Origin of the sequence: Stenotrophomonas sp. YAU14A_MKIMI4_1 (assembly GCF_003086855.1) — a bacterium.
Classification (GTDB): domain Bacteria; phylum Pseudomonadota; class Gammaproteobacteria; order Xanthomonadales; family Xanthomonadaceae; genus Stenotrophomonas.
Window position 1 is genome coordinate 4,213,261 of the sequence record NZ_CP025998.1, and the last position, 19,289, is coordinate 4,232,549.

15 protein-coding genes and 1 tRNA gene are annotated in these 19,289 nt (G+C 67.0%); 8 read left to right on the forward strand and 8 right to left on the reverse strand.

The window, feature by feature from the left end; all coding sequences use genetic code 11:
• Window positions 1-32: 32 nt before the first annotated feature.
• Window positions 33-545, reverse strand: a complete 513-nt coding sequence (locus C1931_RS18995; protein WP_108757440.1) for a hypothetical protein — start codon at window positions 543-545, stop codon at window positions 33-35.
• A gap of 80 nt (window positions 546-625) precedes the next feature.
• On the opposite strand from C1931_RS18995, the gene C1931_RS19000 reads away from it, so the two are divergent.
• Window positions 626-1,249, forward strand: a complete 624-nt coding sequence (locus C1931_RS19000) for a YiiX/YebB-like N1pC/P60 family cysteine hydrolase (protein ID WP_108757441.1) — start codon at window positions 626-628, stop codon at window positions 1,247-1,249.
• A gap of 87 nt (window positions 1,250-1,336) precedes the next feature.
• Here C1931_RS19000 and C1931_RS20455 read toward each other — a convergent pair whose 3' ends face one another.
• A complete protein-coding gene (locus C1931_RS20455; protein ID WP_180886923.1) occupies window positions 1,337-1,501 on the reverse strand; it encodes a hypothetical protein in 165 nt (54 codons plus the stop codon).
• A 270-nt stretch (window positions 1,502-1,771) separates the two neighbouring features.
• On the opposite strand from C1931_RS20455, the gene C1931_RS19005 reads away from it, so the two are divergent.
• Both C1931_RS19005 and C1931_RS19010 read left to right on the forward strand, forming a co-directional pair.
• Entirely contained in the window at window positions 1,772-2,242 is a 471-nt protein-coding gene (locus C1931_RS19005) for a hypothetical protein (RefSeq protein WP_108757442.1), read from the forward strand.
• 77 nt (window positions 2,243-2,319) lie between these two features.
• Complete coding sequence (locus tag C1931_RS19010; protein ID WP_108757443.1) at window positions 2,320-3,984, forward strand: AMP-binding protein; 1,665 nt, start codon at window positions 2,320-2,322, stop codon at window positions 3,982-3,984.
• A gap of 159 nt (window positions 3,985-4,143) precedes the next feature.
• Here the strand turns inward: C1931_RS19010 and C1931_RS19015 are convergent, their stop codons facing one another.
• Window positions 4,144-5,568: a TIGR00366 family protein gene (locus tag C1931_RS19015; protein WP_199913895.1), complete on the reverse strand. Its 1,425-nt coding sequence runs from the start codon at window positions 5,566-5,568 to the stop codon at window positions 4,144-4,146.
• 214 nt (window positions 5,569-5,782) lie between these two features.
• A complete protein-coding gene (gene ubiA, locus C1931_RS19020) occupies window positions 5,783-6,676 on the reverse strand; it encodes a 4-hydroxybenzoate octaprenyltransferase (protein ID WP_108757445.1) in 894 nt (297 codons plus the stop codon).
• A 150-nt stretch (window positions 6,677-6,826) separates the two neighbouring features.
• On the opposite strand from ubiA, the gene C1931_RS19025 reads away from it, so the two are divergent.
• The 3 genes from C1931_RS19025 (at window position 6,827) to C1931_RS19035 (ending at window position 8,156) form a co-directional block, all read left to right on the forward strand.
• Window positions 6,827-6,903: transfer RNA gene (locus C1931_RS19025), tRNA-Arg, on the forward strand.
• Window positions 6,904-7,041: 138 nt separating this feature from the next.
• Window positions 7,042-7,746: a DUF433 domain-containing protein gene (locus tag C1931_RS19030; protein WP_108757446.1), complete on the forward strand. Its 705-nt coding sequence runs from the start codon at window positions 7,042-7,044 to the stop codon at window positions 7,744-7,746.
• A complete protein-coding gene (locus C1931_RS19035; RefSeq protein ID WP_108757447.1) occupies window positions 7,743-8,156 on the forward strand; it encodes a DUF5615 family PIN-like protein in 414 nt (137 codons plus the stop codon). Before C1931_RS19030 ends, C1931_RS19035 begins: the two co-directional genes overlap by 4 nt.
• A 12-nt stretch (window positions 8,157-8,168) precedes the next feature.
• Here C1931_RS19035 and C1931_RS19040 read toward each other — a convergent pair whose 3' ends face one another.
• The 4 genes from C1931_RS19040 to C1931_RS19055 all read right to left on the reverse strand — a co-directional run bounded on the left by C1931_RS19040 (window position 8,169) and on the right by C1931_RS19055 (window position 16,880).
• Window positions 8,169-8,876, reverse strand: a complete 708-nt coding sequence (locus C1931_RS19040) for a DKNYY domain-containing protein (RefSeq protein ID WP_108757448.1) — start codon at window positions 8,874-8,876, stop codon at window positions 8,169-8,171.
• Window positions 8,877-8,994: 118 nt separating this feature from the next.
• Window positions 8,995-10,350: a Gfo/Idh/MocA family oxidoreductase gene (locus C1931_RS19045; RefSeq protein WP_108757449.1), complete on the reverse strand. Its 1,356-nt coding sequence runs from the start codon at window positions 10,348-10,350 to the stop codon at window positions 8,995-8,997.
• Between the two features lie 63 nt (window positions 10,351-10,413).
• The gene (locus C1931_RS19050) at window positions 10,414-13,389 is read right to left on the reverse strand and encodes a TonB-dependent receptor (protein WP_108757450.1); all 2,976 of its coding nucleotides are present in this window, start codon (window positions 13,387-13,389) and stop codon (window positions 10,414-10,416) included.
• Between the two features lie 131 nt (window positions 13,390-13,520).
• Window positions 13,521-16,880 (reverse strand): TIM-barrel domain-containing protein, encoded by a 3,360-nt coding sequence (locus C1931_RS19055; RefSeq protein WP_108757451.1) that lies wholly within the window; start codon window positions 16,878-16,880, stop codon window positions 13,521-13,523.
• A gap of 322 nt (window positions 16,881-17,202) precedes the next feature.
• On the opposite strand from C1931_RS19055, the gene C1931_RS19060 reads away from it, so the two are divergent.
• Both C1931_RS19060 and C1931_RS19065 read left to right on the forward strand, forming a co-directional pair.
• The gene (locus C1931_RS19060; RefSeq protein WP_108757452.1) at window positions 17,203-18,357 is read left to right on the forward strand and encodes an SIS domain-containing protein; all 1,155 of its coding nucleotides are present in this window, start codon (window positions 17,203-17,205) and stop codon (window positions 18,355-18,357) included.
• Entirely contained in the window at window positions 18,350-19,288 is a 939-nt protein-coding gene (locus C1931_RS19065) for an ROK family protein (protein WP_108757453.1), read from the forward strand. Before C1931_RS19060 ends, C1931_RS19065 begins: the two co-directional genes overlap by 8 nt.
• Window position 19,289 lies beyond the last annotated feature (1 nt).

The following is a 19,289-nucleotide window of genomic DNA, read 5'->3' on the forward strand; positions in this document are numbered from 1 at the left end:
CGCGCCCCAGATGCACCGACCTCCGCACCGGCTCAGATCGATTCATCGGCCCGGCTCACCAGCGTCCAGCACGGGGTGCGGGCGAAGGTGTAGACCTGCTGGTCGCTGGTATCGGGGGTGCGCATCAGCACCTGCATCTGGCCATCGGCCTGCGCGGTGACGGTCATCTCGCGGCCACGGCCGGCCAGCGTGGCCGGATCCGGCATCACCGGCCATTCCACCTCGGCCAGCGGCAGCTGCTTTTCCACGGTCTTCGGCTCGGGCTCGGCACCGGCATCGACGTAGCTGTCGCGCAGCGGATCGGCAGTGGCCGTTTCCTGCAGCGCAATCTCATTGCCGAAGTGCTTCAGGAAGGTATCGAACTGCTCGTGCGGGCAGGCTGGAGCGGCGGGCGTAGCGGCTGCGGCTGCGGCAGCCTGTGCAGCAGGGGCCGCCGCTTCTGCGGGCTGCGGCTGCGGCTGCGAAGCCTGCGGGGCCTGGGTGCAGGCGGCCAGGGCAAGACTGAAGACAGGGGCCAGCAGCACAAGGGAACGGCGGCAGCGCATGGGATCATCCTGATTCCGGTTCGGTCGCACCATCCTACCCTGCGCCGTACAATCGCGTTTTTCCCGACCCCGGCCCTGCCATGCGCGCCCTGTTCCTGTTGATTGGCCTGTTGCTGCCCGCGCTGTGGCCGGCCGTTGCGCTGGCCGTGGAAGCGCGGCCCGGCGATCTGCTGTTCGTCAGCGCCGGCCAGACTGGCCTGAGCGCCGCCATTGATGATGCCACCGCGCGCGAAGGCGGCACCCGCTTCGACCACGTGGCCCTGGTGGCCGATGGGCCGGGTGAACTGCAGGTGCTGCACGCCGATGAAAAGGGCTCGCGGCAGCAGACGCTGGCGGAATTCCGCCAGGATGCGCGGGACAGGCAGCGGCAGATCGTGGTGTACCGCCTGCGCGCGGCGCCACCGCAGGTGCTGGCCGATGCCATCGCCACGGCGCGCACCATGCTGGGCAAGCCGTACAACACGGCCTATGTGTTGAACGAGGACAGCTACTACTGTTCGGATTTCATTGAGCGCGCGTTCCGCACCCACCATGTGTTCGCGCTGCAGCCGATGAACTTCCGCAATCCAAAGACGGGGCAGATTTCCCAGCACTGGGTGGATCTGTATGCCGGCATGGGCATGGCGGTGCCGCAGGATCTTCCCGGCACCAACCCCAACGACATGGCGGCCACCCCCGCGCTGCAGCGTATAGGCGTGCTGTAAACACGCCTGCTGTAAACACGCCCGTTGTAACAAGCGAAGCCCCGCACCAGGCGGGGCTTCACCGTTCACGCGTGGGCTGCACGCGGGTCATTCTTCTTCGTCATGGCCGCCCTGCTGCTGGTTGCGCTGGTTGCGCTGCTGCTGTTCCTGCTGCTGTTGCTGCTGCTGGTCGCGGCCACGCCCCTGCTGCTGATCCTGCTGGTTCTGCTGGCCCTGCTGCTTCTGGTTCGGGTTCTGGTTCTGCTGTGCCATGTCCGATCTCCAAATGCCACGCGCGGAATGCGGTGGACGTGCGCATGGTCTGCAGCCGAAGGTTAACCACGCGTTGCAGCGCGGCTACGGGCGCGTGCACGGCGGTGAATGAACACGCGCAGGCCCTTGTGCCGCAAGCGCATGAAGGATTCATGCGGGTTGCGCATGTGCTTATGCCGGCCGCGTGCCGCGCCCATTAAGGTGGGCCGGCGCTTGCTGGCTGCGCGGGGCCGCCCGACAATCGATGCCCTTCTCTACACCGAGTGAACGATGGACCGTTCCGCCCCTTTGTTCCGCCGGGTGAATGCACGAGCACGCAACAGCCGCCACGGCGAGCACGGCGGCGACTACCGCCACGAGCGCCATCGCAAAGGCACGCTGGCCAGTGAGGCCACGCGCGGTTCGATGCATGGCGGGCACCGCCACGGCCGCGATTACACACCGCTGTTCCGCTTCCTGCTGTCCAAGGTGGGCCAGCCCTGGGTGCCGGTGCATTCGGAAGCCTGCGCGCGGCTGGATACGCCCGAACCCATCGCCTGGATCGCGGCCACCGGCAATGCCCCGCGCCGCGACCAGGTGCGCGTGGGCGAGGCCTCGTACTTCAGCGGGCTGTACGTGGATGAGGCCGGTCTGCTGCAGCGGGTGGCACCGGCGCTGACGGCGAAGGACATGCTGCCCTCGTGCACCTGCTGCACGCATACCTTCAACGGCGTGCGCTTCGGCGAAGACGACGCCGGCTGACCGCCTACGCCTTTGGTCCGATTTGCAGCCGCCCCCGGCCGCGCCTATCGTCGGGAAGACCCTTGGCGGAGACACGCATGGCCCCCGACAGCACAGCACGGCCTTCCTACGACCAGGCCCTGGCCGACTTCGATCTGGCGCAGTGGGAAGCGCGACTGCAGGGCGATCTGCAGACCGGTGTGAATGCCTGCGTGGAATGCTGCGACCGCCACTGCGGGCGCAATGCCACCGCGCTGCGCTGGGTGGATGCGCAGGGGCACCTGCACACCTACACCTTCGAACACCTGCGCGAGGCGGCTGCGCGCGCCGCGAACGTACTGGCCGACGCTGGCACCGCCCGTGGCGATGTGGTGGCCGGCCTGCTGCCGCGCACGCCCGATCTGCTGGCGGTGATCCTGGGCACCTGGCGGTTGGGCGCAATCTACCAGCCGCTGTTCACCGCGTTCGGGCCCAAGGCCATTGAAACGCGGCTGGCCACCGGGCGCACCGCGCTGGTGGTGACCGACCTGGCCAACCGCAGCAAGCTGGACGGGGTGGGCGGCTGCCCGACCGTAGCCACCATCGCCAGCGCCGGGCAGCGCGTGGCCGACGGCGATATCGACTGGCGGGCGCGCACCCGCCAGGCACCGGCCGAGCGGGCCCCGGTGATGCTGCGCGGTGACGACCTGATGGCCCTGCTGTCCACCTCGGGCACCACCGGCAGCCCCAAGGGCGTGCCGGTGCCGCTGCGCGCCTTGCTGGCCTTTGCCAGTTACATGGAACTGGCGGTGGATCTGCGCGCCGACGATGTGTTCTGGAACATTGCCGATCCCGGTTGGGCCTACGGGCTTTACTACGGGGTTACCGGCCCGCTGCTGCTGGGCCATGCCACCACCTTCAGCGAAGCCGGCTTCAGCGTGGCCGGGCTGAACCAGATCATCCAGCAGCTGGGGGTAACCAACCTGGCGGGCTCGCCCACCGCCTACCGGCAGATCATCGGTGCCGGCCCTGCGGCCAGCGCCGGCATCAAGGGGCAACTGCGCGTGGTCAGCAGTGCGGGCGAGCCGTTGAATCCCGAAATCGCCCGCTGGTTCCGCGAACACCTGGGGACCACGGTGCTGGACCACTACGGGCAGACCGAAACCGGCATGGTGGTGAACAACCACCACGCGCTGGCCCACGCGGTGCGGCCCGGGTCGTCCGGCTTTGCCATGCCCGGCTACCGGGTGGCGGTGCTGGATGAGCACGACAACGTACTGCCGCCGCGCACGCCGGGCATCCTGGCGGTGGATGTGCAGCAGTCGCCCATTCTCTGGTTCACCGGCTACTACGGCACCGAGACCCCGGCGCTGCGCGATGGCTGGTACCGCACGGGCGATTCGGTGGAGTGGGAGGATGATGGTTCGATCAGTTTCATCGGCCGCTCTGATGATCTGATCACCTCGTCGGGCTACCGCATCGGGCCGTTCGACGTGGAGAGCGTTCTGATGGAACACGCCGCCGTGGCCGAGGCCGCGGTGATCGGCGTGCCCGATCCGGAGCGCACCGAGATCGTGAAGGCGTTCGTGATCCTGCGCGATGGCCACAGCGGCGATGAAGGGCTGGCCACGGAGCTGCAGCAGCACGTGCGTTCGCGCCTGTCTGCCCACGCCTACCCGCGCCAGGTGGAGTTCGTGGCGCAGGTACCGAAGACACCCAGCGGCAAGGTGCAGCGCTTCCTGCTGCGCAAGGCAGAGATCGAGAAGCAAGCGGCGCGGTCGTAGAGTCGAGCTTGCTCGACTGCTCTGGCTTGGTCGCGTAAAGCAGTCGAGCAAGCTCGACTCTACAAGGGCAGGATCGCAAAGCAGTCGAGCAGGCTCGACTCTACGGGGGGTTGTTGGGGTCAGAGCCCCGCCTGCGGCGGGGATCTGACCCCGGGCTTGCTACGGCATCACTGGCGGCGCGTAGGTCAGGGTCATGCCCAGCAGCCACAGCAGGCCCAGCACCAGCGGGATGTGCACCAGCAGCTGGATGAAGGTGAAGCCCACGATATCGCGCGCCTTCAGCCCCAGCACGCCCAGCAGCGGCAGCATCCAGAACGGGTTGATCAGGTTCGGCAGCGCTTCGGCAGCGTTGTAGACCTGCACCGCCCAGCCCAGGTGTGCCTTCAGTTCGTTGGCCGCCTGCATGACATACGGCGCCTCGATGATCCACTTGCCGCCACCGGAGGGCACGAAGAAGCCCAGCACGGCCGAGTACACGCCCATCACCAGGGCGAAGGTATCGGTGCTGGCCACGTGCACGAACAGGCTGGACAGGCGATGCGCCAGCGTCTGCCCATCGCCGCCGGCAGCATGGGTGAGGATCATCGCGATGCCGCCGTACAGCGGGAACTGGATGAGCACGCCGGTGGTGCTGGGCACCGCCTTGGCCACCGCGTTGAGGAAGCTGCGCGGCCGCCAGTGCAGCAGCAGGCCCAGCGAAATGAACAGGAAGTTGTAGGTGTTGAGGTTGGCGATGGCGGTGACCACCGGCTTGCTGGCGAATTCGTTGAACAGCCACCCGAAGGCCAGCAGCGAAAGCAGCACGGTCAGCAGCGGGCTGTATTCCAGCCATTCACCGGGGCGGGTGCGCTGCTGCAGCGGTTCCGGCTCGGCCTGCGCGGCGCCGGGGAAATCTTCGGCGGTACGTGCACTGCCGGCAGCCGGTGCGGTCAGCCAGGCGATCAGCAGCGAAACCAGGATAAGCACCGCGGTCAGCGCGATCGACTGCCACAGGAAGATGGTTTCGGTGAACGGCAGCACGCCGGTGATTTCCACCAGCCCCGGCGGCATGCTGGCCGGGTTGGCCTGCAACTGCGCCGCCGACGAGCTGAGGCCCATCGCCCACACCGCGCCCAGGCCCAGGTAGGCCGACGCACCTGCGGCGCGGTAATCCATGCGCAGTTCGCTGCGGCGGGCAAGCGCACGCACCAGCAGGCCGCCAAACACCAGCGAGAAGCCCCAGCTGAGCAGCGAGGCCAGCATGCTGACCAGGCCCACGTACACCACCGCACCACGGCCGGTGCGCGGCACCCGCGCCAGGAAGTCGATGAAGCGGGCAACGACCGGGGCGGTGGCCACCGCATAGCCGCCGATGACCACGAAGGCCATCTGCATGGTGAAGGGGATCAGGCTCCAGAAGCCATCGCCGAAGGCGCTGGCGGTGGCCTGCGGGGTCGAGCCGAAGCCCAGTGCCGCCAGCGCGACGATGACTACGCCCAGCACCGCGAACACGTACGCATCGGGGAACCACTTTTCCGCCCAGGCGGCCGAACGCAGCGCTGCGCGCGCCATCCAGCCGTCCTGTACTGCTGCCGTCGAGGCCATCGCCTACCCTCCCAGGTTCGATGGCCCGATTCTGGGCGGTAGGGTGCGGGCTGTCAGCCACCTATTGGTCGTAGGTCGTAGAGTCGAGCTTGCTCGACTGCCCTCGATTGGCCGCGAAGAGCAGTCGAGCAAGCTCGACTCTACGAAAGCCGGCGCCGTGCGCCATCCGCGCAAACCCACACCGGTAGCGCCGGGCCATGCCCGGCGGGCGGCATCAACGCAGCGCCAGATCGGCGGCGATACCCGCAAACAAGGCCGCGCCCACCCAGTTGTTGTGCAGGAAGGCCTTGAAACACGGCCCGCGTTCGCGGTTGCGGCAGATCCAGAATTCATACGCCACCAGCACCGCGGCCACCGCCACGCCCGCCAGGTAGTACCCGCCCAGGCCGCCGCGCACGCCCACCAGCGCCATCGTGGCCAGGAACAGCGCGTACAGCACGCCCTGGATGACCAGGTCCAGTTCGCCGAACAGGATCGCGGTGGAATGCGAGCCCATTTTCAGGTCGTCCTCGCGGTCGACCATGGCGTACCAGGTGTCGTAGGCGGTGGACCACAGGATGTTGCCCGCGTACAGCAACCACGCCAGCGTGGGCACTTCGCCCTGCACGGCGGCAAACGCCATGGGGATGCCCCAGCCGAAGGACATGCCCAGGTACACCTGCGGCAGATGGGTGTAGCGCTTCAGGTAGGGGTAGCTGGCGGCCAGGAACACGCCAATGAAGCTCAGGCCGATGGTCAGGCCGTTCAGGGTCAGCACCAGCGCGAACGCCACCAGCATCAGCACCGCGAACAGCACCAGCGCCGCGCGGCCGCTGATCGCCCCGGTGGCCAGCGGACGGGCCTTGGTGCGTTCCACGTGCGGGTCGAGCCAGCGGTCGGCGTAGTCGTTGATGACACACCCGGCCGAGCGGGTCAGCCACACGCCGGCGGTGAACACGAACAGGGTCCACAGCGGCGGCAGGCCGCCAGCGGCCAGCCACAACGCCCACCAGGTGGGCCACAGCAGCAGCAGCGTGCCGATCGGGCGATCAGCGCGCATCAGGGACCAGTAATGACGCCAGCGCGGCGTCGGCGCCGAATGCGGCGCGGAAAGGGGGGTATCAGCCATCGCACTAGGATACTCCTGTGCCCTGCGGCCGACTTTGCAGCCGGGGGGAGATTTGTGCGGCGAAACTGGATAGAATGCCCCTCCCGCACCGTCTTCATGGCGCTGCGATGCCCGCCCCGGCACTGGCCGACGGTGTGGCGGTTCTACAACGCGCCCGTAGCTCAGCCGGATAGAGTAGTGGCTTCCGAAGCCATTGGTCGGGGGTTCGAATCCCTCCGGGCGCGCCATCTTCGTGTCGGCTACGGCCTGCCAAACAGCGGGCAGATTTGCCCCCCGCATGTCTCCCGTCTCAGTTCATGCGTCCGGCAGGGCGCAGAATGTGGCTCTGCACTCCTGCTCCCTTCGCATTGAGTAGACTCGCTGCCATGGGTATTGCCTTGCCAGCACAGGACAACCTTGGCGTCGGCCTCTATTCCTACGCCGATGCAGCGCGCTTCATTGGCGGCAGCTCGTCGGAGCTGCGCCGGTGGCTGAAGGGCTACCAGGGCCGGAAGCACGGTAATCCTGAGGTCCACCCTCCCCTGTGGAAGTCGCAATGGGCCGATTCAGAGATCGACGGCATTGGCTTCCGCGATCTGATCGAGCTGCGCTTCGTCCGCACGTTCGTCGCCTGTGGCGTGCCACTCAACCTGGTGCGGCGAACCATTGTCGAACTGAACGAACGGCTCGGTAAGGAGTATCCCTTCACCAGCACCAGCTTCAAGACCGACGGGCGCCGCATTTTCATGGAACTGGTGGGCGACAGCGGCGATGCCGCACTGGTGGATGTGGTGAAGCGCCAGGACGTGATGCGCAAAGTCATCGCACCGTCACTGCGTGAGGGCATTGAGCTGGGCATCGATGATCGTGCCGAACGATGGTTCCCACTGAAGGGCTCCCGCGCGGTGGTGTTTGATCCCCAGCGCAGTTTTGGTCAGCCCATCCTCTCCGAATCGGGCGTTCCCACCATCGCCATTGTCGAGGCAATGCAGGCCGAAGGTGGCGACGAGCGTCGCGTGGCACGACTGTATGACCTGCCTCTGGCTGCAGTGAAGAAAGCACTGCAGTTCGAGAATCGAGCCGCGCCTTGAAGGCGCAGATCGATGAGAATCTTCCGCCCGCGCTGGCCCGGGCCATCGACGCCATTGCAGGTGCGGACGAACATGAAGTCTTCCACGTAAGGCAGTTCGTGAAACCTGGCACGACCGACCTGGAGCTCTTCGACGCGGCCACCCAGCGTGGCATCCGCGTACAAGTCACCCAGGATCATCACCATCGCAAGCCTGCAGAACGCGAGGCCATCGCACGCCTCGGTCTGACCGTGTTCGTACTGGCCAAGGGATGGAGCACGTCCAACCACTACGAGCGCGCAGCGCGGCTTCTGGAGTGGTGGCCGAAGATGATGCAGCAGGCCGAACTCGTGCAACCCGGCGCGATGTTCCGCGTACCGCACGCCAGGGCCTCGGGGGGACGCCTGACCCAGATCAAGGTATCGCGGTAACCGACTGCAGCGTCACCCCGCGTCATCGCTGAAACCATGCTGCGCACGCAGCGCCGGGTCGGTCTCGATCATGAACATATGGAACAGGTGCTTGTGGTCCCGCGACCAGCTGCCCTGCAGCTGCCGCCACGACGCCGCATCCACGCGCGGCAGTTTCCGTTCCAGGTAGTAAATGCGGCTGTCGTCGCGGGAGAACCCATCGTTCAGCAGTCGCCAGCATGCGCGATCCACGCCGGGCAGCGGCTTTCCATCGCAGTAGACATGTGTGTCGTCCAGTGCGAATAGCGGGTCTAGCGGTGAAATCTGCAGCAGGTCGCCGCGCAGGCAGTGCTTCATGCGCCGGCCGCCATACCAGCCGCCATGGTCATCGGCGCCGTAGGCACCGCCCAGACTGCGGAAGGTGGTGCAATCGGCTTCTGCCAGCGCTTTCAGCGATGTTTCGTACTCGCAGTACACATGGCGGTTGTCCAGCCAGTAATCGCCGCACTGGCGGAAACTATCGCGGTCGATGGCGGGCAGCCGGGTCCAGGCGTGGTAGACGGCATGCGCGTCGCGCGCGATGAAGTAGTGGGCGGGAATGAACTCGAACGTGGCCGCATCGGCCTTGCGCAGCAGGCGACCCTGGTGGAAGACCTGGCCTTCGTGGATTCGCCAGTATTCGATGCCGTAGGGGCCTACGAATCGTTGGTCAGGAAGGTCGCTGATCTTCTGCCATGCCATGGGGATGAGGGGTCCTGGGTTTCTGCGTGCAGAGTAGCGCAGGCGCCAGCAGCAGCGCCGGGCATGGCCCGGCGCTACCTGCAGAGCAGTCGAGCAAGCTCGACTCTACAAGAGCGGGTCAGTAGTTGCCGTCGAAGGCGAAGATCGGCTTGCGCTGCTTCCAGGTGCCGGCGGTGAAGTCGGGGAATTCCAGGGTCTGGAAGCCGTTGGCGATGGACTGTTCGCTCAGCGGGGTGATCGCGCTCCAGGTCACCGCGTCGTAGATGTCGATCGGCATCGGTGCCTTGGCTTTCAGCGCTTCCACGAAGGCGTGGATGACGAACCAGTCCATGCCACCGTGACCGGCACTGGCCGCGGTATCGGCATTCTGCTTCCACAGCGGGTGTTCGTACTGGTCCTGGTACTTCTTGAACTCTTCCCACTGGTGCGGCGGGCTGCGGCCTTCGATGTGGATCGAATGGTTCACATCCATCCACAGGCCCTTGGTGCCCTGCACGCGGAAACCCATCGAATACGGGCGCGGCAGCGAGGTGTCGTGCTGCAGCAGGATGGTTTCGCCGTTCTCGCAGGCCAGCGTGGTGGTCACGATGTCACCCAGCTTGAACTTCACCTTCGTGCTGGGATGGGTGGTGCCACCACTCTTGGCCACCGTGTAGTCATGCAGGCCACGGGCCTTGGTCGCGAACGCGTTGATGTGGGTGAAGCGGTTGCCGCGGTTGATGCCGGTATACATGGCGCACGGGCCGATGCCGTGGCTGGGGTAGAGCTCGCCATTGCGCTGCACCGAATGTTCGGTGCGCCAGCGCGCTTCGCTCCAGCCCTTGGGGCCGAACTCCACGCCGCTGTCGTAGGGCTGGTTGGGATCGCCGGAATTGAACTTCACCCCGCGCAGGTCGTGCTGGTAGCCGGCCTGCAGGTGCACCAGTTCGCCGAACAGGCCCTGCCGCACCATCTGCAGCGCGGCCATCACGTCGCGGCGGTAGCAGACGTTTTCCAGCAGCATGTACGGGGTGCCGGTGCTCAGCTGCGTCTTCAGCACATCCCAGTGGTCCTGCAGGGTGATGCCGGCCACCACTTCGCAGCCCACGGCCACGCCGGCCTGCATGGCGGCAATCGCCATCGGCGCGTGGTATTCCCAGGGCGTGGCGATGATCACGCCGTCGATGCCCTTCTGTTCCAGCAGGCGCTTCCACGCGTTGCTGTCGCGGTCCTGGCCGTAGGTCTTCGGCGCGGGCTTGCTGGCCTTGGCCACCATGTCCATGGCGCGGCCCAGCATGATCGGTTCGATGTCGCACAGGGCGACGACCTCCACGTCATCGCGGCGCACCAGCTCTTTCAGCAGCACCAAGCCACGCATGCCGGTGCCGATCAGGGCCAGGCGCACCTTGCGCCCGCGTGCCCAGGCGGGGGTCTGCGGCAGCAGGCTGCTGGCGGCGATGGCGGCACCGGCCGCAATGAATTCCCTACGTTGCATGGCTCTTACTCTCCTCTTGAAGGCGCGCCAGCCGCAGCCGGCGCGCCGGGTCACACGATCGGTTTACTGGAACTTGTAGCCCACGGTGACACTGTAGCCGCGGCCGAAGATGGTGGCGTAATCGCTGGAATCGCCCAGGAAGCTGTTCGGGTCGTAGAACGGCAGGCGGTCGAACAGGTTCTTGACGGTGAAGCTGAGGTTCCAGGCATCGTCCGGGCGCCAGGTCACGCTCAGGTTGGCGGTCCACCACGACGGTGCGCCGTCACACTTGCTCTTTTCCAGGGCCAGGAAGCCGGCGGTGCAGGTCTGCGCATTGTTGTCCACTTCGTCCACCCGGTCGCGTGCCCACTTGGTGCCGCCCACGTAGTTCACGAACATGCTGGTGGTCACCTGCTTGTAGGTCCAGTCGGCATTGAGCGTGGCACGCAGGCGCGGGTTGTTGTAGTAGCCCACCACATCGCCGTAGTACCAGCCGCTCTCTTCATCCATGTAGTAGCGGTTGCGGTTGGCGATGGTGGCGGCCAGGCCGATGTTCAGCCCGCCCCATTCGCCCAGCGAGAAGCGGCTGCGCGCATCCACGTCGAAGCCGTCGACCAGGGTCTTGCCGCGGTTCTTGTACTGGCCCACCACGCTGGCCACGTTGCCCATGCTGTAGCCGGGCAGCACGCCGGGGCAGGCCACGCCGCTGGCCGGGTCGGCACACATGGCGGCCAGCTGGGCCACGTTGGCGCGGTCGGCGTCGGTGATCGGCGAGCGGGTGGAGGCGATGATGTCGGTGTCCCTGGTGAAATCCGGCGCGACGATTTCGTTGTCACGGTAGATGAACCAGTAGTCGGCCGACACCGACAGCCAGCTGGCCGGCTCGTAGACGAAGCCGAGGGTGGCGATCTTCGCCTTTTCCGGCTTCAGGTCCTGGTTGGGCTGGGTCATGCGGGCCACGGTACGGCTGCAATCCACGTTCAGCAGGCCCTTGCCCAGGTCGACATCGCCGGGGCGCTGCGATTTCAGCAGCAGGTTGGCGATCGCGTTGGTTTCGTCGCAGCGCACATCGTCACGGTAGCCGCCCAGCTGGGCGAACACGCCGCCGCTGCCCGATTCGGCCAGGCTGGGTGCGCGGAAGCCGGTGGAATAGGTACCGCGCAGCATCAGCTGGTCGAACGCCTGGTACTTGAAGCCGATCTTCGGCGCCACGTTGGCCTTGAAGTTCGGGTACTTGTCCACGCGCAGCGCGGCGTCCAGTTCCAACTTGTCGGTGATCGGCGCCACCGTTTCGGCAAACAGCGCATAGGTATTGCGCGCGCCATCGAACCACGAGCCGCCCTGCTGGGTGATCAGGCCCGCAGCGGCATCCGGGTTACCGGGGGTGTAGAAGGTTTCGCGGCTGGCGTTGAAGCCGAACGCCGCGCGCATTTCACCGGCCGGCAGCTGCGCCAGCGGACCTTCGATCTTGCCGTCCAGGGTATGCAGGCGCGTCCACGACTGGATGTCGAAGGTCGGGAAGGCTTCGCGGATGAGTGCCGCGTTGGCCTCGCTGATTTCACCGAACTTGTAGGCGGGGTGGTCGGAAATGATCACCCGGCCGGTGCCCGGGTCCACCGAGTACGGGCCGAAGGCTTTCTCGAAGCCCTTCAGGTTCACGTTGATGGTCTGGTAGGTGACCGAGTGCGTACCGGCGGTGGCGAACGCGGTTTCCCAGTTCCAGTCACCCACGTTGCCACGCGCGCCGGTCAGCACGCGGTAGCTCTGGTCGGTGTTGCGCTGGCCGAAGTAGTTCGGGCCGGCGTCCTGCAGCAGGTAGTTCAGACCCACCACGCCGCCCATCAGCGCCTTCAGTTCCGGGCTGGCGTGGTTGTACTCGTTGTTCGGGCCCAGGTAGGGGTACAGGAACTGGTTCACCGTGGTGCCAGTATCGCGCGAGAACCAGCTGCTGGGGTTGCCGGTGGTGGTGCCGTAGGTGCGCGGGGTGCCACCGTTGGCGCGCAGATCGATGTCGGTGTACGTGGCTTCGGCGAAGATTTCGGTGTTGTCGCCGACCAGGAAGGTGCCGTTGAGGTAGGCGGTGTTGCGCTCGGATTTGGCGCCGGCGTCGATCTCGTTGTTCATCCAGGTTTCCCAGACGCAGCTGGGGCCCGCGGCCTGGCCCTGCAGCACGTTCTGGCAGCCCGGTGCAGCTTCCTGCACGCGGCGGCCGGTCACTGGATCGAAGGCGAAATAGGTACCCGGGTTGAACTGGCCCGGCTTGCTGCCCACGCCCAGGCGCAGGTTGGTCAGGTAGTTGGGGTTGTTGACGTAGAACTGGTCCGGCCGCTTGTCATAGAAGTCGGCCAGCGGAATGGCATCGCGGCGGTACATGTTCACCGCGCCGTACACATTGAAGCGGTTTTCGGTCAGGTCACCGAAACCGGCGGTGATGCTGGCCTGGCGTTCGCCATAGGAGTCGATGCGCGAGGAGGTGTCGTTGCTGAAGGTGATTTCCGCGCCCTGGAAATTGCGCTTGGTGATCACGTTGATGACACCGGCCACCGCGTCAGTGCCGTACACCGCCGAGGCGCCGTCGGTCAGCACTTCCATGCGTTCGATGGCGGCGGCAGGAATGGCGTCGATGTTGACGAACTGGGTCTGGAAGCCCGCCGGCGCGCCGTAGTACGACAGGCGACGGCCGTTCAGCAGTACCAGCGTGCCCTGCGCGCCCAAGCCACGCAGGTTCGCCTGCGATGCGCCATCGGAGCCGGTGAACAGCGAGCGCGAATCCTGCTGCGCCGGGCGTGCGGCGGGCAGGTTGTCCAGCACCTGCAGCAGGGTGCGCGCGCCCATGTTCTGGATGTCCTGCTTGCTGATCACCTGCACCGGCGAGGCGGTTTCCACGTCGGTGCGGCGGATGTTGGAGCCGGTGACTTCGATGCGGGCCAGGTCCGTGGCGGCGTCTTTGCTGTCCTGGGCGGCAGCAGGCAGGGCGATGGACAGCAGCACGCCGGCAATGGCCAGCGACAACGGGGCGAGCGAACGACAGGGCGGACGAGCATGGCGGGCGGGCAACATCGGGGTTCTCTCCTGGCAGGGGTGCGCGGCGGGTGGGCGGCGCGAAAGCGATTGGCGGGCAAAACGCTCCCGGGCCACGGCTCGGAAGCCGTAGTCGGAATGGGCGGGGGAGGAGCGGTGTTACGTGGGGGTCATGGGGCGACGATGCTGGCCGAGTCGCCCTCCTGGCCGATCAGCACGGCGTTGGCCCAGTTCGCACAGACCTGGGTGGGTTGGCTGCCCTGCGCACCCAGCGTGCGCAGGCTCAGGGTGGAAAGGCCACGGATATCCAGTTCCGGCTTGACCACGCCGGGCGCCTTCACCAGGCCACTGTCATACAGCAGGTGGTTGTCACCCCAGACCTGGAACTGCAGGCCACCGGCGCTGCGGCAGGCATCGTCGATGCCCAGGTCGGCGCGCAGCAGCTGCCAGCCACCCTGCAGGCGCAGGTCGATACGGCTGTTGGCAGCCACGCCCAGGCCACGGCGGAACTGCAGGCCGTTCATGCGCATGCCAGCGTCGCCACGGAAGGCGTGGTCGGCGCGCACCTGCTGGGCCAGGGCGGCCGGCACCGGCAGTTCCGAGAGAAAGCGCTGCTGGGCCGGCCGTTCTGGTGTCGGGTGTTCAAGAATGTGGAAGGTGGACAGGGCTATCGGGCCTACATCGCGCGGCTGCAGGGCATCGAAGGCGCGGGCGCTGCCCTGTGCGGCGGTGACCATCGGATCGGTGCTGCTGGCGCCGTCGCCTTCCGGGTTCTGCACGCTCAGCACGCGGAATCGCAGCAGGCGGCCGGCATGGGCGGGGAAGTCGATGCGCTGCACGCCTTCCTTCAGCTGCAGGCGGCCACGGGCGATGGGCTCACCCCACTCGCCGTTGCTGTCGCCCAGGTAGACCTCGTAGTCGCGCACCTGGCCGTGCTTCCAGTTCTTGTCGTTGCGCGGCGCGATATCGATGCCATCGATCATCTTCCGCTCGCCGAAGCCGATCACCCACTCGTGGGCACCGGTGCGCACGGCCTGGTTGCGCACGCTGCGGAACCAGGTGCCCGGATCATCATCGAAGGCATTTTCCAGTGCATGGCCGGGTTCTTCAGCCGGACGGTTGACCACCAGCAGGCTGTCGGCCGGCAGTTCGCGGCCCAGCACCGGTGCGGCCGGGAAGGCATCGTCGGCGGGCGCCGCCGCTACGGCGAAGTCCAGCTGCAGCTGCAGCGGCTGGCGGATATCCTGCGCGGCGGTGCGCACGTGCAGGGTGCCACGGCGCTCGTTGGCATCGAAGTACCAACCCTCGGCTGCACCCTTGAACGCAGCCGCATCGGCCAGCGCGGGCAGCGTGCGCCCAGCGGCCTGCACCGCGCGCGGCGCCTGTCGGCTGAGCACGCGCAGGCCGTAGCGGCGCTGTGCCAGCTGGCCGTTGTACTGGCCCTGCACTGCATCGATCTGCACCTGCACCGGGCCACTGCCCTGCGCCGGGGCCTGCACGCGCACCCGCTGCGTGCTCGATTCACCCTGCTGGTAGCGGCGGGTGTTGCCATCGTCTTCGTACAGCGTGTACTGCGCATCGCCCTGCGGATACAGGTCGAAGGTCACTTCATCGAGCGGCTTTTCGCCGTCGAACAGCATGGACGGGTACATCGGCAGGATCGCACCGGCACGCACGAACACCGGCAGCGTGGCCAGGTCCACCTGGCGGTCGAGCTGGCGACCCTCGGCCCCGGCCTGCACGCGGCGGCCATCCCAGTAGTCGATCCAGCCGCCGGCCGGCAGGTGGATGTCACGACGCCAGCCACGGCTGGCGGCCTGGCTGCGGTACACCGGCGCCACCAGCAGATCGCGGCCGAGCAGGAACTGGTACTTGTAGGTTTCATCCTGCGCGTGCGGATCGCGCGGGTGGTCCCACATCAGGCCGCGGACCGGCGGCGCGCCAGTCTGCGCAGCCTCGTGCACCAGCCCGTACATGTACGGGGTCAGGCGCATCTTCAACTTCAGGTAATCGCGGTTGATGCTGCGGTAGGGCTCGTCGAACCACCACGGATGCTTGCGCGCGTTCGACGACCAGCCGCTCATGCCCATCAGCACCGGAGTGAACGCTTTCCACTGCAGGTCGCGGGTGAAGGTTTCGGCGCTGCCACCGAAGATCGCATCCACGTCGCCGCTGGCGTAGGCCATGCCGGACAGGCCCGAGCCGACCAGGGTCGGCACGTGCCAGCGGATGTAGTCCCAACTGCTGCTCTGGTCGCCGGTCCAGGCCACCGCATAGCGCTGGATGCCGGCCCAGCCCATCACCGTCCACAGGAACGGGCGCGAATCGGAATTGTCGAGGATGCCGTTGAAGGCCTGGCGGTTGGCATCCATCGCGAACTGGTAGCCCTTGCCGGTCCAGGCCACGTCCAGCTTCTGCACGCGGCTGCCGGCCTTGCCCACTTCCCAGGCGATCTTGTCCACGCCGTTCTCGGTCCACAGACCGGTGCGGAACCCGTAGCCGGCAAGCCCCTTCACCGTTTCCGGCAACTGCTTGTAGCCGCAGCCGTAGCCATCGTTGGGCAGGATCCAGCCGCCGGGCATGTCGTGCTCGCGGTACTGCCTGGCCACGCTGTCGATCACATCGGGCGTGGTGCCGGTGGGGCCATCGCTCCAGCCTTCGGGCACCGTGCCGGGCTTTTTGCTGTTGTCGCCGTCGTTGTAGCAGTCGGCATCGCCGTAGGACAGCGCCCAGCGCGCCACCATGTTCGGGCGGCCGGTCAGCTGGGTGTAGCGCTCGATCAGCCGGGGCAGGTCGGCGCCGACGAAGTAGTAGGCATCGAAACGGTCTTCGCGATGCAGCAGGGTGGCCTGGTCGGCCTGGCGCAGGTCGTAGCTGCCATCGCTCCAGGTGTTGCGCAGCATGCCCCAGCCGCGGCTGCTCAACAGCATCGGCGCCGGGCTGGGGCGGTCACCCTCTTCCCAGCCACCGGAATAGGACACCTCCAGCTCGCGGCCCTTGAACTGGTAGCGGCCGTTCTGCTGGCCGCCCCCGTAATAGCCTTCATCGGCCTGCGATGACAGCACCTGCACGCTCTGCGTGGCATCCAGGTCCAGCGGCTGCAGTTCCTGCCACAGCGCGGTGGGCTGGCCGTTGTCCAGCCGTTCCAGGCGCAGGCGCAGCGGCTGGCGCTGCACATGCAGCACCAGCGCATCGGTACGCACACGGATTTCCTGCGCGTCTTCTTCCAGCTGCGCCTGCACGTTCGCCTTGGGCTGCGGCAGCACGATCGGCGCGGCCTTGTCGCCGGCGCCAGTGAGCGTGCCGTTGCGGCCGGCCTGCACGCGGATGATGTCGGCGGCCGGCAGTTCAATGCGCAGGCGGGTGCCGTTGTCGGTCTGCAGGTCCCACGCGCGCAGGCCCTCGCGGCCGTCGCTGGCGGTGATCGAACGCAGGTTGCCCACGGGTTCGGCGCGGGCCGATGTCGCTGCCAGCATCAATGCCGGCAGCAGCGCCAGCAGCAGCGGCGAGCGACGAACGCAGTTCTCCACACAGACTCCCAACCCGTTCACCGGGCGTTTCGAAAGCGGTTGGGCCGACTCTAGGGCAGCGATTCGAAAGATGTCAATAAATTGAAAGCAAAAAGGAAGATTTATTTCCACCAAACGAAAGATGATGCGCCGCAATACTTTGTGTAAGCGCTTGCAGGCGCCTATTAAGCGTTGTGCGATACGGCATTCCGCCGTTTCTTTCGTCTGCATGCCACGCACTGGCAGGGCAAACCCGTCGCTCCATTTTCTTTTCTTTTACTTTCGATATTTGACATTTCGAAAGAAAACGCAGATGGTGCGCTGGCCCAACTGGAACCTCTGAATGGACGTCACCCTGCTTTCCGATGTGTCCGCCTGGCAGCGCCTTGGCGGAGCCGACACCGCTGCTGAGATCGCCCAGCAGCCGGCGCTGTGGGAAACCCTGGCGCAGGACCTGTCGCGTGCCCGCGACCGCCTGCAGGCCTTCCTTGGCGACAGCCTCAACGATCCGAACCAGCGCGTGCTGTTCACCGGCGCCGGCAGCTCCGGCTTCATTGCCGAAATGGTGGCCGATGCGATCAATGCGCAGTGGCCGGCCGAGGTGCGCGTGGTGCACACCACCAGCCTGCTGACCCACCCGGCGCTGTACCTGCAGCGCGACCGCCCCACCCTGCTGGTGTCGTTCGGGCGCAGCGGTTCCAGCCCGGAAAGCGTGGCTGCGGTCGACCGCGTGCGCAGCGACGTGGCGCAGGCACGCTTCCTGGACATCACCTGCAATGCCGATGGCGAACTGGCCCGGCGTGGCGCCGGTCGTGCCGACACCTGCACCCTGCTGATGCCCTCGGCCAGCTGCGACCGCGCGTTTGCGATGACCAGCAGCCTGACCTGCATGCTGCTGGCCGCACTGACCGTGTTTGATCGCGCGCCGTGGGATGCCCGCGTCGCGCGCCTGAAGCAGATTGCCGCGCTGGGCCGCGAAGGCCTGGCCGCCTGGGATGCAGCGGTGGCGGCACTGGCGCAGCGCCCCTTCAACCGGGTGATCTACCTGGCCAGCGGCCCGCTGGAAGCACTGGCCCGCGAAAGCGCGCTGAAGGTGCTGGAGCTGACCGCCGGCCGCGTGCTGGCGCTGGCCAACACGCCGCTGGGTTTCCGCCATGGCCCGAAATCGACGCTGGATGCACAGACCCTGGTGGTGGTGCTGCGCAGCGGCCAGGCGCTGGCCCGCCGCTACGAACAGGATCTGCTGGAAGAGCTGCGCCGCGACGGCGTGGCCGGGCAGGTGCTGGCCATCGGCCCGCATGCCGATATCGGTGCCGATGATGACTACACCCTCAGCGTGCCAGCCCTGGATGACCCGTGGTTGGCGCCGGTGTGGCTGGGTTTTGCCCAGCTGTACGCACTGCAGCGCTCGGCCGCGCTGGGCCTGACCCCGGACAACCCGTTCCCCGACGGCACCGTCAACCGCGTCGTGCAGGGCGTCACCATCCACCATGGCTGAGCTGATCGCCCACGCCTGCTACGGCATCGATATCGGCGGCACCAAGATTGAACTGGTGGCCTGCGATACGACGTTGCAGGTCAGCTGGCGCCGCCGCGTGGCCACGCCGCAGGGCGACTACGCCGGTTTCCTGCAGGCGGTGGCGGCCCTGGTGGCCGAGGCCGATACCGCGCTCGGCAGCCCCGCCGCGGCCATCGGCATTGCCCTGCCTGGCGTGCGCGACCGTCGCAGTGGCCGGCAACTGAGTGCGAACGTGCCGGCGCTGACCGGGCAGACCGTAGCCGCCGATCTGCAGGCGCGCCTGCAGCGCCCGCTGCACTTCGGCAACGACCTGCAGTGTTTCGCACTTTCGGAAGCACACGGCGGCGCTGCCGAAGGCTACCCCAGCATGTTCGGCGCAATCCTCGGCACCGGGGCCGGCGGCGGCTTCTGCCTGCACGGTCGCCTGCTGTCCGGCTTCAACGGCCTGGCGGGCGAATGGGGCCACTGGAGCGTGCCGGGCCACCTGCTGCAGCGCCACGGCCTGCCGCTGATCGCCTGCGCCTGTGGCCTGCAGGGCTGCGTGGAGCGCTACGTGTCCGGCAGCGGCCTGGCCATGATCGAACGCCACCTGGGCGGCAGCGCCGCCGATGCCAGCGCCGTGATCGCCAACGCCGAAGCCGGCGATGCGCGTGCACGGCAGGCGCTGGATATCCACCGCGACCTGCTGGGCCACAGCCTGGCCGCCCTGGTGCTGGCGCTGGACCCGCACGTGATCGTGCTCGGCGGTGGCCTGTCGCAGTACGCGCCGCTGTACCAGCAGCTGCCCGCCGCCGTCGCCGCGCATCTGTTCAACGGCGTGCAGGTGCCGCCCATCGTGCCGCCACGCTTCGGCGATGCCGGTGGTGCACGCGGCGCCGCCCTGCTGGCCTGCCATCCCTCGCTTTCCTGAT

Coding starts and splice junctions, on each gene's coding strand:
- C1931_RS19010 (WP_108757443.1), top strand. CDS start 2,320: ATGGCCCCCGACAGCACAGCACGGCCTTCCTACGACCAGGCCCTGGCC.
- C1931_RS19065 (WP_108757453.1), top strand. CDS start 18,350: ATGGCTGAGCTGATCGCCCACGCCTGCTACGGCATCGATATCGGCGGC.
- C1931_RS19040 (WP_108757448.1), bottom strand. CDS start 8,876: ATGGCATGGCAGAAGATCAGCGACCTTCCTGACCAACGATTCGTAGGC.
- C1931_RS19000 (WP_108757441.1), top strand. CDS start 626: ATGCGCGCCCTGTTCCTGTTGATTGGCCTGTTGCTGCCCGCGCTGTGG.
- C1931_RS19050 (WP_108757450.1), bottom strand. CDS start 13,389: ATGTTGCCCGCCCGCCATGCTCGTCCGCCCTGTCGTTCGCTCGCCCCG.
- C1931_RS19015 (WP_199913895.1), bottom strand. CDS start 5,568: ATGGCCTCGACGGCAGCAGTACAGGACGGCTGGATGGCGCGCGCAGCG.
- C1931_RS19045 (WP_108757449.1), bottom strand. CDS start 10,350: ATGCAACGTAGGGAATTCATTGCGGCCGGTGCCGCCATCGCCGCCAGC.
- C1931_RS20455 (WP_180886923.1), bottom strand. CDS start 1,501: ATGGCACAGCAGAACCAGAACCCGAACCAGAAGCAGCAGGGCCAGCAG.
- C1931_RS19030 (WP_108757446.1), top strand. CDS start 7,042: ATGGGTATTGCCTTGCCAGCACAGGACAACCTTGGCGTCGGCCTCTAT.
- ubiA (WP_108757445.1), bottom strand. CDS start 6,676: ATGGCTGATACCCCCCTTTCCGCGCCGCATTCGGCGCCGACGCCGCGC.
- C1931_RS18995 (WP_108757440.1), bottom strand. CDS start 545: ATGCGCTGCCGCCGTTCCCTTGTGCTGCTGGCCCCTGTCTTCAGTCTT.
- C1931_RS19005 (WP_108757442.1), top strand. CDS start 1,772: ATGGACCGTTCCGCCCCTTTGTTCCGCCGGGTGAATGCACGAGCACGC.
- C1931_RS19060 (WP_108757452.1), top strand. CDS start 17,203: ATGGACGTCACCCTGCTTTCCGATGTGTCCGCCTGGCAGCGCCTTGGC.